General features: G+C 62.0%; 8 protein-coding genes. 7 read left to right on the top strand and 1 reads right to left on the bottom strand.

What is annotated here, in order from left to right; translation table 11 throughout:
* The first annotated feature begins 225 nt into the window (after positions 1-225).
* The 7 genes from ACYZT5_RS23735 to ACYZT5_RS23705 all read left to right on the top strand — a co-directional run bounded on the left by ACYZT5_RS23735 (position 226) and on the right by ACYZT5_RS23705 (position 15,571).
* Positions 226-1,797, top strand: a complete 1,572-nt coding sequence (locus tag ACYZT5_RS23735; protein WP_462047651.1) for a glycosyltransferase family 39 protein — start codon at positions 226-228, stop codon at positions 1,795-1,797.
* A gap of 119 nt (positions 1,798-1,916) precedes the next feature.
* A complete protein-coding gene (locus ACYZT5_RS23730) occupies positions 1,917-2,762 on the top strand; it encodes a sulfotransferase family protein (RefSeq protein ID WP_462047650.1) in 846 nt (281 codons plus the stop codon).
* A gap of 50 nt (positions 2,763-2,812) precedes the next feature.
* Positions 2,813-11,593 carry an Ig-like domain-containing protein gene (locus ACYZT5_RS23725; protein ID WP_462047649.1) on the top strand — a complete coding sequence of 2,927 codons (8,781 nt, stop codon included), beginning with the start codon at positions 2,813-2,815 and terminating at the stop codon, positions 11,591-11,593.
* A 40-nt stretch (positions 11,594-11,633) separates the two neighbouring features.
* A complete protein-coding gene (locus ACYZT5_RS23720) occupies positions 11,634-13,148 on the top strand; it encodes a TolC family protein (RefSeq protein ID WP_462047648.1) in 1,515 nt (504 codons plus the stop codon).
* Positions 13,132-13,737, top strand: a complete 606-nt coding sequence (gene cysC, locus ACYZT5_RS23715; RefSeq protein ID WP_462047647.1) for an adenylyl-sulfate kinase — start codon at positions 13,132-13,134, stop codon at positions 13,735-13,737. The genes ACYZT5_RS23720 and cysC overlap by 17 nt, the downstream gene beginning before the upstream one ends.
* Positions 13,734-14,519, top strand: coding sequence for an aspartyl/asparaginyl beta-hydroxylase domain-containing protein (locus ACYZT5_RS23710; protein WP_462052301.1), 786 nt, complete (start codon positions 13,734-13,736; stop codon positions 14,517-14,519). The genes cysC and ACYZT5_RS23710 overlap by 4 nt, the downstream gene beginning before the upstream one ends.
* Positions 14,507-15,571 carry a sulfotransferase family protein gene (locus tag ACYZT5_RS23705; RefSeq protein WP_462047646.1) on the top strand — a complete coding sequence of 355 codons (1,065 nt, stop codon included), beginning with the start codon at positions 14,507-14,509 and terminating at the stop codon, positions 15,569-15,571. The genes ACYZT5_RS23710 and ACYZT5_RS23705 overlap by 13 nt, the downstream gene beginning before the upstream one ends.
* Here ACYZT5_RS23705 and ACYZT5_RS23700 read toward each other — a convergent pair.
* A complete protein-coding gene (locus tag ACYZT5_RS23700; protein WP_462047645.1) occupies positions 15,561-15,944 on the bottom strand; it encodes a DUF6124 family protein in 384 nt (127 codons plus the stop codon). The two genes, ACYZT5_RS23705 and ACYZT5_RS23700, sit on opposite strands and share 11 nt — an antisense overlap.
* Positions 15,945-15,948: the final 4 nt, after the last annotated feature.

The following is a 15,948-nucleotide window of genomic DNA, read 5'->3' as shown; positions in this document are numbered from 1 at the left end:
GTTGTCTGGCGCGAGACGCAGGTGGCCCGGGTATTGCGGGCAGACCGTTGTGATCAGCCGATTTCCTTTCATCTCCGTGGCTACGTCACGCCAAGCCAGAGCGTAGACCCGGATCCACATGGCTGCCGAATGTCGTTGGTCGCAAAGCCAGCATCGACGACGGCGCTGCCGCTGTCCTACAGTGATTGCAAGCTTCAAGGTTTTTTACCGGTCCGAGGGGAGGCAATGGAGGCGCACAGAGAAACGCCGCTTGACGGCACTCAAGGCCCGCACGCGGCACCCGGCGCCTGGGCGAGTGTTCAGCGCTTGCTTCGATGGGTGCGTGAGCATTGGCTGATACCCATCCTGGCATTGGCCGCACTGGTGCGTTTTTATGACCTGACAGCGGCGGCTGTCTGGGGCGACGAAGGTTCCAGTCTGCTGCTGAGTCAGTATTCGCTGGCCGGGATCTGGGTGCATGCCGCCCATGATGTGCATCCGCCGCTGTATTTCATGCTGCTGCATGGCTGGATCGAGCTGTTCGGCGATGGCATTTTTTCGATTCGAAGCCTGAGCGCACTACCTGGGATTGCCACCGTGGCGCTTGGCGTCTGGCTGGTGGACTTGCTCGCCACTCGCCGCGCTGCGTTGTTGGCCGGCGTCCTGTTGGCGCTGCTGCCTACCGCCGTGCGTTACAGCCAGGAAGTGCGCATGTATTCGTTGCTGGGGCTGTGGCTGATCGGTGCCACGATCGCCCTGGTTTACTGGATCAAACGCCCCGGGCGTAGGCGTTATCTGGTGATTTACGCACTGCTGATGAGCGCGGCGTTCTACACCCATTACTTCACGGCCCTGTGCGTGTTGTGCCACTGGCTGTATCTGGGGGTAATTCGCGTACAGCCAGGCTATCGCTTGCGGCATATCCAGCAGCCCGGTTGGTGGTTGGCGAATGTGGCAATCGTGCTGTTGTACTTGCCGTGGGTGCCGAGCCTGATCGATCTGATCCAGCACATGGGTCAGCTCAAAGCCAATGGCGATGTAGGGTGGGAAACGCCGATCACGTTCGGCTCGCTGCCTTCGATGATCTGGTCGTTCCTGATCCAGGACGATGGCGAGAACCTGCCCACATCGACTTTCATCACGTTGCCTTTGGCGTCGCTGGCCTTGGTCTGGGTGGCGCTGGCGCGGGATCGCAGTGTCATTCGTGGCAGTGCGTTGCTGGTGATCTACACCGTTTTGCCGTTGTTGCTGGTGTTTTCGGTGTCGTTCATCTCGCCGGTGTTCATCGAGCGTTACCTCACCGCGTATGCCCTCGGCCTGCCGATGATTGCCGCACTGGCCATTGATCGCTTGTACGCAGTCTTTCGGGTGCTGGCCCTGACGGTGCTGGTGTTGTTTGTCAGCGTCGAACTGGTGGGCCTGAACAACAACGCCACGGTCGATACCAACGATCAAATCAGTGTCATGGTGGACTACGTGAACCAGCACTTCGTTGCCGGTGACCGGATCGTCACCAGCGACATGCTCTGGTACCTCAGTTACGTCTATTACAACCGCGCCGACGCCAAACCGCTGCTGTACACCCCGCCGTTGGCCAAGGGTGTTTCGAGCCGGCCGAATGCCTATGGTTTCGGCACGCTGGTGACCCAGGACATTTACCTCGACAGCCTCGGCGATTTGCCCAAAGGCACTGGCCGGGTGTGGTTGATCGGCACCCTGGATGTGCCGGACGAATTCGCGCCGTTGCCCGCAGGCTGGCAGAGCGTTGGCGTAACGCAGGCGGGAGGCGCCAACGCGCGTTTGTTTGTGTTGCATTGAGTCTGTAACAGAAAACGCGTTTTCCAGGCGATTTAGCTTCGATTTGATATCAAAACACCACTACCCATATGGCCATCCATGGTCTAGGCTCCGTCGTACATAAAGGACTTATGACTAGGGTGAAGGGATTGTCACAGTTCCACTTTATTTCCGGCTTGCCGCGCTCAGGCTCGACCCTGCTTTCTGCAATCCTTTTGCAGAACCCGCGCTTTCATGCCGGCATGACCAGCCCCGTGGGCGCCCTGTTTTCCGGTGTTCTGGAGCAGTGCAGCGCCGGCAGCGAGTTCGGTGCGGTGATCGATACCGATCTGCGCCGCCGTTTGCTTCGCGGTCTGTTCGACTCCTTCTACGCCGACAAGGCCGACAAACCGGTGGTGTTCGACACCAATCGGTTATGGAGTTCGCGCCTGCCGGCCATCAGCGATCTGTTCCCTCAAGCCAAGGTCATTGCCTGCGTGCGCAATGTCGCCTGGGTCATGGACAGCATCGAGCGTCTGTACCGCGCCAACCCTTTTGAAAACACCAAGCTGTTCGGCGACGCGATCGAGCGCAACACGGTCTACAGCCGTTGCGAAACTCTGGCGCAGCGCAATCGTCTGGTGGGTTTTGCCTGGGCAGCGCTCAAGGAAGCCTATTACGGCGAACACGCCGACTCGTTGCTGATTGTCGATTACGACTTGCTGACCCAGGCACCTGATCGGGTCATGCGGCTGGTCTACGACTTCATCGGCGAACCGTGGTTCGAGCATGACTTTGACAACCTCGCCTACGACGCGCCGGAGTTCGATCTAGCCCTCGGTGTATCCGGTTTGCATAAAGTAAAACCCAAGGTCGAGCTGCAATCGCGGCGCACGATCCTGCCGCCGGACTTGTTCAAACAATACGCAGAATTGTCCTTTTGGCTCGATGGCTCAGCCAGCGCCGCCAATGTCATTCGTATGAAGGCCGACGCCGCGATCAGTTGATCGCGGCGTTTTCATTGATCCGTCAAAAAGTTCGAGTCCGGGTGAGCAACATGTGGTGGAGCAACGGCAAGTCACGGGTTACCAAAGGCGCACGAGCGCTGGCCTCTCCAATGATCATGTCCCTGGAGCCGCGCATGCTGTTCGACGGCGCGGTGGCGGCCACTGTGGCCGATACCGCCCAGGCTGACAGTCACAGCACTGTTGACGCCGCCAAGACGCCGACGGCCGACCAACCGGTCGCCAGCAAGGACACCCACGGCCAGGCCGATGCCACACCCGCGCCAGCCCCCGTTGCAGTGCCGGGCCAGAGCGTGGTGTTCGTCGATTCCCGGGTCAAGGATGCCGACAGCCTGCTCAAGGGCGTGGCGCCTGGTACCCAAGTGGTTCAGCTGGATGCGACCAAGGACGGCTTGCAACAGATTTCCGACTATCTGGACACCCATCAGGGCATCAGTTCGGTGCAGATCATTGCCCACGGCAACGCGGGCGATCTGTGGCTGGGCAACAATTATCTGTCGGCCGACAACGTCGCGGCCCGCAGCGCCGTGCTGGCGGAAATCGGCAAGGACATGAACGTCGGCGGCGACATCATGATCTACGGCTGCTACACCGCCGAAGGTGAGCGCGGCTTGAGTTTTGTCGACTCGCTGGCGCAACTGACGGGCCGTGATGTGGCCGCGTCCAGCAACCGCACCGGGATCGGTGGCGACTGGAATCTGGAGATCGCCACCGGCAACATCGAAAGCGCCAACGTGCTGTCGACCCAGGCCATGAGCGAGTATCAGTGGGGCCTGGCGACCTGGACCGCCACCAACAACGCCAACACGGGCGTTGGTTCGCTGCGTGCCGCCATCGCCTCGGCGCAGAACGGCGATCTCGTCACCTTCAACGCCAGCATGACGGTGCAGCTGACGTCCGAACTGCTGATCAACAAGAACATCACCGTTGATGGCGACTTGAACAACGACGGCGCGGCGGATGTGATTCTCGATGGTCAGTACAGGACCCGAGTGATTGAAGTGGTGTCTGGCAGTACCGTGACACTCGATGGCCTGGTGATCACCCGAGGCCTGGTGTCGGGCACGGGCGGCAACGGAGGCTACGGTGCCACGGGTGCGATGGCCGGGGGCATTTTCAACGCAGGGCTTCTAACCCTGAACAACGTTACCGTGACCTCCAACGCCGCTTCCGGTGGCGGTGGCGGCGGCGGTGTCACAGGCGCTTTTTACGGCGGCGGCGGTGGTGGTGGCGGCGGTTTGGGCGGCCAAGGCGGCGGGCATGGCGGTTCGGCAGGGCCGGGCACCGGCACGTTGGGCGGCGGTGCGGGGGGCGGTGGCGTCGGTGGTTACGGCGGCGGTTATGACGCGACCCACATGGGCGGTCGCGGCGGCACCACCACCGGCGGCACTGGCGGTGTGGGTGTTTCCTACTACAGCAACGGCGGTAACGGTTCGACGGCCAGCAATGGCACGATTTCCATTGGCGGCGGCGGTGGCGGCGCCGGTTGGGACAAGGTCGGTGGCGCGGGCGGCAACGCGGCGGGCGGGATCTACAACGCCAGCAGCGGCACCATCACCATCATCGGCACCTCAAGCATTACCAACAACATTGGCGCCGGCGGTGGCGGCGGCGGTGGGGGTGGCTATGGCAGCAACGCCTCCAACGGCGGCATCGGCGGCCGGGGCGTCGGTGCAATCTGGAACAAAGGCACGCTGCTGATCACGGCAGCCAACTTCGCGGCCCTGGCCGGTAATGCCGCGGCCAGTGGTGCCGGGGGTGCCGCGCTGGGCGGGGGGACAACCGGTACTTCGCCGACCTCCTTCGCGACCATCTACAACGATGGCGGTGTGCTAAACACCGCGTATTCACCGCCGCCGACCGCGACCATAGTGGTCGCTGACACCACACTGAGCATCGGCGAAACGTCCTTGGTGACGATCACCTTCTCCGAGGCCGTGACCGGTCTCACCAATGCGGACCTGACCATCGCCAACGGCACCTTGAGTGCGGTCAGCAGCGGCGACGGCGGTATCACCTGGACGGCAACGTTCACGCCGACCGCCAGTCTTTCCGATACGACCAACGTCATCACCCTGGACAACACCGGGGTGATAAACGGTCTCGGCACTGCCGGCGTCGGCACCACCAATTCCAACAACTACATCGTCGACACCGCACGCCCGACAGTCGGCATCGTGTTTACCGACACGGCCCTCAAGGTCGGCGAAACCTCGCTGGTGACCTTCACCTTCAACGAGGCCGTGACCGGTTTCACCAACGCCGACCTGACAATTGCCAACGGCACCTTGACTGCCGTGAGCAGCAGCGATGGCGGCATCACCTGGACGGCGACTTTCACGCCGACCGCCAGCATCACTGACGCGACCAACCTGATCACCCTGGACAACACCGGGGTTAGCGACCTGGCGGGCAACGCCGGTAGCGGCACCACCGATTCGAACAATTACGCCATTGATACTGTGCGGCCAACGGCGACCATCGTGGTGACGGACACGGCGCTGAAAATTGGCGAAACCTCACTGGTGACCATCACCTTCTCCGAAGCGGTGAGCGGTTTCACCAACGCTGACCTGACGATTGCCAACGGCACATTGACCTCGGTGAGCAGCAGCGACGGCGGCATCACCTGGACCGCCACATTCACCCCGAACGCGAGCATCAATGACACGACCAACCTGATCACCCTGAACAACACAGGGGTCAGCGACCTGGCGGGCAACGCTGGCAGCGGCACTACCGATTCCAACAACTATGCCATCGATACACTCCGTCCGACCGCGACCATCGTGGTGGCGGACAATGCGCTGAAAATCGGCGAAACCTCGCTGGTGACCATTACCTTCGCCGAAGCGGTGACCGGTTTCACCAACGCCGACCTGACGATTGCCAACGGCACGTTGAGCACGGTGAGCAGCAGCGACGGCGGCATCACCTGGACGGCGACTTTCACACCGACCGCCAGCATCACCGACGCGACCAATCTGATTACCCTCGACAACACCGGAGTCAGCGATCTGGCCGGCAATACCGGCAGCGGCACTAGCGACTCCAACAACTATGCCATCGACACCGTGCGCCCGACGGCCACCATCGTGATCGCGGACACGGCACTGAGAATCGGCGAAACCTCCCTGGTCACTATCACCTTCAGTGAAGCGGTCAGCGGTTTCACCAACGCCGACCTGATCATTGCCAACGGCACGTTGACCGCGGTGAGCAGCAGCGACGGCGGCATCACCTGGACGGCGACCTTTACCCCGAGCGCGAGCATCAACGACACGACCAACCTGATCACGCTGGACAACACCGGGGTCAGCGACCTGTCGGGCAACGCCGGGAGCGGCAGCACCGATTCCAATAACTACGCCATCGACACCGTGCGCCCGACCGCGACCATTGTGGTGGCCGACACCAGCCTGAGCATTGGCGAAACGTCGTTGGTGACCATCACCTTCTCCGAGGCGGTGAGCGGTTTCACCAACGCCGACCTGACCATCGCCAACGGCACATTGACCTCGGTGAGCAGCAGCGACGGCGGCATCACCTGGACCGCCACGTTCACCCCGAACGCGAGCATCAATGACACGACCAACCTGATTACCCTGAACAACACGGGGGTCAGCGACGTGGCGGGCAACGCCGGGAGCGGCACTACCGATTCCAACAACTATGCCATCGATACACTCCGTCCGACCGCGACCATCGTGGTGGCGGACAATGCGCTGAAAATCGGCGAAACCTCGCTGGTGACGATCACCTTCGCCGAGGCGGTGACCGGTTTCACCAACGCCGATCTGACGATTGCCAACGGCACGTTGAGCGCGGTGAGCAGCAGCGACGGCGGCATCACCTGGACGGCGACTTTCACACCGACCGCCAGCATCACCGACGCGACTAATCTGATTACCCTCGACAACACCGGAGTCAGCGATCTGGCCGGCAATACCGGCAGCGGCACTAGCGACTCCAACAACTATGCCATCGACACCGTGCGCCCGACGGCCACCATCGTGATCGCGGACACGGCACTGAGAATCGGCGAAACCTCCCTGGTCACTATCACCTTCAGTGAAGCGGTCAGCGGTTTCACCAACGCCGACCTGATCATTGCCAACGGCACGTTGACCGCGGTGAGCAGCAGCGACGGCGGCATCACCTGGACGGCGACCTTTACCCCGAGCGCCAGCATCAACGACACGACCAACCTGATCACCTTGGACAACACCGGGGTCAGCGACCTGTCGGGCAACGCCGGCAGCGGCACCACTGATTCCAATAACTACGCGATTGACACTGTCCGTCCAACCGCCACGATTGTGTTGGCCGATACGACGCTGACAGCAGGCGAAACCTCGCTGGTGACCATTACCTTCTCCGAGGCGGTGACCGGTTTCACCAACGCGGACCTGTCGATTGCCAACGGCACATTGAGCGCGGTGAGCAGCAGCGACGGCGGCATTACCTGGACCGCGACCTTCACCCCGACCGCTGGCGTGAATGACGTGACCAACGTCATCACGCTGGCCAATACCGGTGTGGCTGACCTGTCCGGTAACGCGGGCAGCGGCACCACCAACTCCGGCAACTACACGATCGATACCGTGCTGCCGACGGCCACCATTGTGGTCGCCGACAACGCGCTGAACATCGGCGAAACATCGCTGGTGACCATCACGTTCTCTGAGGCGGTGACCGGCTTCACCAACGCCGACCTGACCATCGCCAACGGCACGTTGACGGCGGTGAGCAGCAGTGACGGCGGCATTACCTGGACGGCGACCTTCACCCCGACCGCCAGCACCACCGACGCGACCAACCTGATCATATTGGACAATAGCGGCGTGCAGGCTGCCGCCACCGGCAATGTGGGCAGCGGCACCACCGATTCCAACAACTACGCCATCGACACCGTGCGCCCGACGGCCACCATCGTGGTCGCGGACACGGCACTGAGAATCGGCGAAACCTCGCTGGTGACCATCACCTTCAGTGAAGCGGTCAGCGGTTTCACCAACGCCGATTTGACGATCGCTAACGGCACGTTGACGGCGGTGAGCAGCAGCGACGGCGGCATCACCTGGACGGCGACCTTTACCCCGAGCGCCAGCATCAACGACACGACCAACCTGATCACCCTGGACAACACCGGCATCAGCGACGTGTCGGGCAACGCCGGTAGCGGCACCACGGATTCCAATAACTACGCCATCGACACGGTCCGGCCTACCGCGACCATCGTGCTGGCAGACCCGACCCTGAGTGCCGGCGAGACCTCGCTGGTCACGATCACCTTCAGTGAAGCGGTCAGCGGTTTCACCAACGCCGACCTGACGATTGCCAATGGCACCCTGAGCGCCGTCAGCAGCAGCGACGGTGGCATCACCTGGACCGCGACCTTCACGCCGACCGCGGGTGTAAATGACGTCACCAACGTCATCACTCTGGCCAATACCGGCGTGGCCGACATAGCCGGCAACACGGGCAGCGGCACCACCAACTCCGGCAACTACACCATCGACACCGTGGCTCCGACGGCCACCATCGTGGTCGCCGACAACGCGCTGAACATCGGCGAAACATCGCTGGTGACCATCACGTTCTCTGAGGCAGTGACCGGTTTCAGCAACGCCGACCTGACGATTGCCAACGGCACGTTGAGCGCGGTGAGCAGCAGCGACGGCGGCATTACCTGGACGGCGACGTTCACGCCGACCAACGCCATCACTGACAGCAGCAACCTGATCACCCTGGACAACAGCGGTGTGCAAAATGGTTCGGGCAACGCCGGCAGCGGCACCACCGATTCCAACAACTACGCTATCGACACCGTGCGCCCGACGGCCACCATCGTAGTCGCGGACACGGCACTGAGAATCGGCGAAACCTCCCTGGTCACTATCACCTTCAGTGAAGCAGTCAGCGGTTTCACCAACGCGGATTTGACCATTGCCAACGGCACATTGAGCGCGGTGAGCAGCAGCGACGGCGGCATCACCTGGACCGCGACCTTCACGCCGACAGTGAGCGTCAACGATGCGACCAATATCATCACGCTGAACAACACCGGGATCGCGGACGTGGCCGGCAACGCTGGCTCGGGGACCACCGATTCCAACAACTACGTGATCGACAGTCTGCGTCCGACTGCCACGATCGTGGTCGCCGACAGCACGCTCAGCGCGGGCGAAACGTCGCTGGTGACCATCACCTTCAGCGAGGCGGTAACCGGTTTCGACAACAGTGACCTAAGCATTCCAAACGGTACCCTGAGCGCGGTGAGCAGCAGCGACGGCGGCGTGACATGGACCGCGACCTTCACGCCGACGGTCAGCGTCAGGGACACCAGCAACATCATCACCCTGAACAACACCGGGGTCGCCGACATTGCCGGCAACACCGGCAGCGGTACCACCAGTTCGGCGAACTACACAATCGACACTGTGCTTCCGACCGCCACCATCGTGGTCGCCGACAACGCGCTGAACATCGGCGAAACATCGCTGGTGACCATCACGTTCTCTGAGGCGGTGACCGGTTTCAGCAACGCCGACCTGACGATCGCCAACGGCACGTTGAGTGCGGTGAGCAGCAGCGATGGCGGCATCACCTGGACGGCGACGTTCACGCCGACCAACGCCATCACTGACAGCAGCAACCTGATCACTCTGGACAACAGCGGTGTGCAAAATGCCTCGGGCAACGCCGGTAGCGGCACCACCGATTCCAACAACTTCGCCATCGATACCGTGCGCCCTACGGCCACGGTCGTGGTGGCGGATAATGCGCTGAAAATGGGTGAAACCTCGCTGGTGACGATCACCTTCAGTGAAGCGGTCAGCGGTTTCACCAACGCAGATTTGACGATCGCCAACGGCACGTTGACGGCGGTGAGCAGCAGCGACGGCGGCATCACCTGGACGGCAACATTCACGCCGAGTGCCAGCATCAACGACACGACCAACCTGATCACCCTGGACAACACCGGGGTCAGCGATCTGGCAGGCAACACCGGCACCGGCACCACCGATTCCAACAACTACGCCATCGACAGCCAGCGCCCGACCGCCACCATCGTGTTGAGCGATACGACCCTGAAACCGGGAGAAACCGCGCTGGTGACCATCACCTTCAGCGAAGCAGTGACCGGTTTCGACAACAGCGACCTGAGCATCGCCAACGGTACGTTGAGCAATGTCAGCAGCAGCGACGGCGGCATCACCTGGACCGGGACGTTCACGCCGACCCTCGGCGTGACCGACGCCACCAATCTCATTACCCTGAGCAACAGTGGCGTCACGGACCTGGCCGGTAACAGCGGAGCGGGCACGACCGACTCCGTCAACTACGTGGTGGAAACCCAAGTGCCGACCGCCACCATCGTGGTCACCGATAATGCCCTCAAGGCCGGCGAAACCTCAGGGGTGACCATCACCTTCAGCGAAGCGGTGAGCGGCTTCACCAACGCTGACCTGACCCTGGCCAACGGCACGTTGAGCAGCGTGTCGTCGAGCGACGGCGGAATCACCTGGACCGCGACCTTCACACCCACGGTCAATGTGACCGACACCACTAACCTGATCCGTCTGGACAACACCGGTGTGATCAACGCTTCGGGCAACAGTGGCGTGGGCGTCACCGACTCCAACAACTACGCCATCGACACCGCTCGCCCGACCGCGACCATTGTGGTCGCGGACAATAAGCTGGGCATCGGCGAGACCACCACGGTGACCTTCACCTTCAGCGAAGCGGTATCCGGTTTCGACCTGTCGGACCTCAGCGTGGCCAATGGCGTGCTGTCCAACCTGGTCAGCAGTGACGGCGGTGTGACCTGGACCGCCACGCTCACACCGACTGCGAACCTTAACGATGCGACCAACCTGATCCTGCTCGACACCGGCAATGTGCTCGACGCTGCGGGCAATACCGGCGCCAGCATCGCCATCTCCAACAACTACGCGCTCGATGCGACTCGCCCGACCGCCTCCATCGTGGTTGCCAACCCGAACCTGGGCATTGGCCAGACGACGCTGGTGACTTTCACTTTCAATGAGGCGGTAAACGACTTCGATGTGTCGGACCTGAGCGTCACCAACGGCGAGCTGACCAACCTGGCCAGCACCGACGGCGGCAAGACCTGGACCGCGACCTTCACACCCACCGGGAACATCACCGACCCGAGCAACTTCATTGCGCTGGATACCAGCAATGTGACGGACCTGGCGGGCAACATAGGCGCCAGCTTTGCGGTGTCCAACAACTACGCGATCGACACCGCACCGGCGCCTCCCTTGGTCTTGACACCGGTGGTCGTAGCCGATCAGCCCAACGTGCCACTGCAACCGATCATCTTTGCCCCACCCACCGGCAATCTCGGCTCGCCGCTGACCTTTACCCCGTTGTTCGAAAACCGGGTGATCGGCAACGGCATCCGGCCGCTGGGTGACATTTTCATGAACCACGGCGCGTTGGCGCCAAGCTTCATCGCCCAGGTGTTCAGCAGCAGCGACGCCGGTGGCGATGGCTCGAGCCACGGCTTCCTCGGCTTTGGCGGGGGCGATGGCGGGGTGTTCGGCGCCAGCACGTTGTCGAGCCTGTTCAATCAGGACACTGGCAGCGAACGGGATTCGGCGAGTTCATTCGGCAGCCATTCGATCAAGGCCGGTGATGTTTCCCAAGGTCTGCGCGGCGTATTTGGCGCGCCGAGTCTCGTCCAGCAATTACAACAGCTCAAAGACACCGAGCAATGGCAGGTCGACAACCTGGCCGCAGCGTTGAAGCAGGTCGGCATCAGCGAAATGCAGGCCTGAAAAACACCTAAAACAATGCAGTACCTAGGGACGGTCAAGGATGAAGAGAAGTCAGAAGTTGTTCGGCGCCAGCCTGTTGGCGCTTGCGATCAGCGGATGTGCAGTCACCAGTAAACCGATCGAACGCAGCGTCAGCGAACAGCGCGCCAGGAGCGATCTGCAAAACATGTACAAGGATCAGGAGCCCCTCAGCGGTCCGCTGACCCTGCACCAGGCCATGGCCCGAGCGGTGAAGTACAACCTCGAAGGCCGGCTCAAGATCATGGAAGAGGCCCTGGCCAAGCGCCAACTCGACCTCGCCAGTTTCGACATGCTGCCGCGCATGGCGCTGGATGCCGGGTACGTCGGTCGCAACAACGTCAACGCCTCCAGCAGCCAGAGCGTACAGACCGGAACCCAGTCGTTGGAGCCATCGACTTCACAGGACCGCGACCGTGACGTGGCGGACCTGACCATGGTCTGGAACGTGCTCGATTTTGGCGTCAGCTACATCAGCGCCAAGCAACAGGGCGACCAGCGACTGATTGTTCAGGAGCGTCGGCGCAAGGTGATCAACACCATCGTTCAGGATGTGCGCTCAGCCTATTGGCGGGCCATGGCCGCCGAGCGTCTGCTCAAGCAGATCGACAGCCTCATGGCCCGGGTCGAAACCGCGCGCGGCAACAGCCAAAGCATGAGCCAGCAGCGAATCGGCGATCCGATCCAGGCATTGGCTTATCAACGCTCGCTGATCGAAGCCACGCGCCAACTGGAAGAACAGCGCCGTGCGCTGTCGCTGGCGAAAACCGAACTGGCGACCTTGATCAATCTGCCGCTGGACACCGACCTGACACTGGCGACCCAGGACGACTATGTCATTCCGGAATTGAAAGTGGACCTCGCCAGCCTGGAGCAGGAGGCCCTGACCAGTCGTCCGGAACTGCGCGAGCAGGATTATCAAAGCCGCATCAGCGCAGCCGAAACCCGCAAAGCCATGTTGCGTCTACTGCCGGGACTGGAATTTTCGGCCGGCGGGCATTACGACAGCAACTCGTTCCTGGTGGAGCAGGGTTGGGCCGACTACGGCGTGAAGGTGACGTGGAACCTGTTCAACGTGATCTCCGCACCGGCGGCAATCAACGTCGCCAAGGCCGGTGAAGAAGTCGCCGCGGCGCGCCGCCAGGCCATGTCGATCGCGGTGCTGGCGCAGCTTTATGTGGCCAACGCCAACTACCGCGAGGCGCTACGGCAGTTCAAGACCAATCAGCAACTGTCGGATATCGACGGACAGATCGTTGGCCAGTTGCGCAGCCGTTATCAGGCGGCCGGGTTGGGTGAACTGGACCTTATCCAGGGCGAACTGAACACCTTGCAGGCCGATTTGCGTCGCGATCTGTCGTACGCCGATCTGCGTAACGCTTACGGCCAGATCTTTGCCAGTGCGGGGCTTGATCCACTGCCGGATCAGGTGCAATCCACTGAAGTCCAATCCATTGCCACGGCGTTGGCCACTCGCGAAGCGGCATGGGCGGCCGGTAACATCACAATACCGGTGGCCCATGCACAGGTTCAATAACGTGCTGGCACCGACGACGAGCATCAGCCGTGCACAACGGGAGGTGCGCAACGGCCATCGCGGCACGGCGATTTTGCTGACCGGTTTGCCGGCGGCGGGCAAATCGACCCTGGCCCAGGCGCTGCACGCCGAGTTGTTTGAGCGCGGAATGCAGAGCGTGGTGCTCGATGGCGACGGGCTGCGAGTCGGGCTCAATCGCGATCTCGGTTTTGCCGACAGCGATCGTCTGGAGAACATCCGTCGCGCCAGCGAAGTCGCGGCGCTGCTGGTGGAGAACGGGCAGATCGTCATCCTCGCGATGATCGCGCCGCTGATGGAATTGCGAGAGTTGTTCGCCCGGCGACTGGGCGAGGATTACCGCGAAGTCTGGTGCAGCGCTTCCCTGGCCGTCTGTGAGCAGCGCGACCCGAAAGGTCATTACGCCCGTGCACGACGGGGCGATTTGGCGGGATTCACGGGCGTGTCTGCGCCGTATGAACCGCCGCCGTCCGCCTCCTTGGTGCTCGATACCGGCGTGCAGTCGGTTGAGGCTTGTCTCGACCGACTGCTGACCTGGCTCGGTGAATGCGCGGTGTTGCCGAAACGATGAGTCGAGCGGCGTTTTCTCGCTTGCCGGTGACGGCGGATCTGCCGTTGCTGTTGCAGGCACTGGCAGCGATTGGCGAGGACGAGTGGCGCGGTCATTTCAACAGTGCTTACTACGCCGGAGACTGGAGCGGCGTGGCGCTGATTTCGGCGGCGGATGCGTTGACCGAACTGGCGCCGGGTCGTGGTGAACCGCTGTTGCGTGCGCCCTGGCGGCGGGATGTCAGGTGGCAGCAGGGCTTGCGGGATCTGCCGGTGGAAATCGTCTCGGCGCGCTTGTTGCGGCTCGGTCCGGGCGGGCAGATTCATGAGCATCGCGACTATGACTTGGGCGAACCAGACGCCGATTTGCGCCTGCACATTCCGCTGCTTAGCCCGTCCCATGTGGACTTTCTGCTCGATGGCCAACGCATGCCGATGGCCGCGGGCGAATGCTGGTTTCTCGACCTGTCGCGGCCGCATCGCGTGGACAATCGTGGTACTGAGGCGCGAATTCATCTGGTGCTCGATTGCCGGCCCGGCGCCTGGCTGGAGCAGGCGATTGCCGACGGTGTATCGACCACGCCGCCGCCCGGCTTTGGTGACGGGGTTTTGCAGCAGTTTCAGCGATTAGTGGCCAGCGATTCGCAGCTTTCGAAGACGTTGCAGGGCTTGCCGGACACTGAGGTATTTATCACCCGCACTTTGGAACTGGCGGCTGAGCGAGGCTTGCTGATCTCCCGCGAGGAGCTGCGCGCGGCGATGCGCAACGGTCGTCGCCAATGGAATGAACAATGGAACGCCTGAGCCAGGAAGGCTGGTTGCCGATTCGGATCTGGCAGCAGGCCGGCGAGTGGCAGGTCGATTGGTGCTGGTTCGGCGACACGCCGCTGTATCAGCCGTTTTTTCGTGATGCCGTGGAAGACGCGCTGCGGCTGCCGTTCAACCAGGCGTTTCGCCGGCAAACGCCGCTATCGGCCCTCGGCGACTGGCAGGCGAGCCGTCCCGGTTTGGCGCCGAGCGCGTTTATCTTCCACGCTTCGCGCTGCGGCTCGACCCTGATTAGCCAAATGCTCGCCCGACTCGACAGCCACATCGTCGTCAGCGAGCCACCGCCGTTGGATGCCCTGCTGCGCAGTGGCTTGCCGGCAGCCGAACGGCGTGTCGCCATCGAAGGGTTGTTGTCTGCGTATGGCCAACGTCGTTGCGGTTCGGAGCAACGACTGGTGATCAAACTCGATGCCTGGAACATCGCTGAATTGCCTTTGTTGCGCGAGTGCTTTCCCGAAACGCCTTGGTTATTTCTGTACCGCGATCCGCTGGAAATCGCCGTTTCACACCTGCGCCGCCCGGGCATGCATATGGTGCCGGGAATGATCGGAGCGAGCGGGCTGGATGACGAATTACCGTTCGATAGCCGCGAGGATTACATCGCACGGCGGTTGGGACGATTGCTGGCCTTGGGGTTGGCGCAATGTCGGGAGTTTGGTGGGTTGGCGGTGAATTACAGCGAATTGCCGGGGGGCATGGCGGGGCGGTTGGCTGATTTTTTTGGATTGGATGACTTGCAGCGTGAGCAAGTGTTTGCGGCGGTGGGGCGGCATGCCAAACAGTCGTCGGAAGTGTTTGTCGGGGACAGTGATAGCAAGCGCCGCGAAGCCTCGGTGCTGTTGCGTGAGCGGGTAGAGCGTTGGGCGCGAGCGCCTTATGAAGCGCTACTTGCCAAGTCATGTATCGACGGCTCTGACGCCATCGCGAGCAGGCTCGCTCCCACAGGGGACTGCATTCCAACTGTGGGAGCGAGCCTGCTCGCGATGGCGGCGGTCAATTCACCACAAATCTACCCGGCTAAACCTTGACCCGGGCCTGCATGATCTCCGACTCCTCCCAATGATCCAGCGCTCGCTCCACGAGCAACTGCACGCCATCGGCCATGCGGCTGAGCGCCAGGGCTACGGAGCGCCGTGTCCCGTCCACATCGTCCGCCAGATTGGCAGCGATGGCGCTGATGGACAGCAGGTCTTCGGAGGCGTTGGCCAGACGGGTTTCGGTGTTGATATCGGGGGCGACGGTGAAGAGGTTGCCTTTGCGGTGCTTGGGCGGTTTTTCGGCGGTCGGGGGGAAGTAGTGGGCGAAGGCGCGGTCGGCGGCTTCTTTGCGTTTTTCGTCTTCGAGGGATTCTTCGGATGGGGTGCCAGAGTTGTCTGGCGGATTTGGAGATACCTTGAACATATAA

Source organism: Pseudomonas sp. LB3P14 (assembly GCF_054898045.1).
This window is presented reverse-complemented; position numbering and strand designations above follow the sequence as displayed.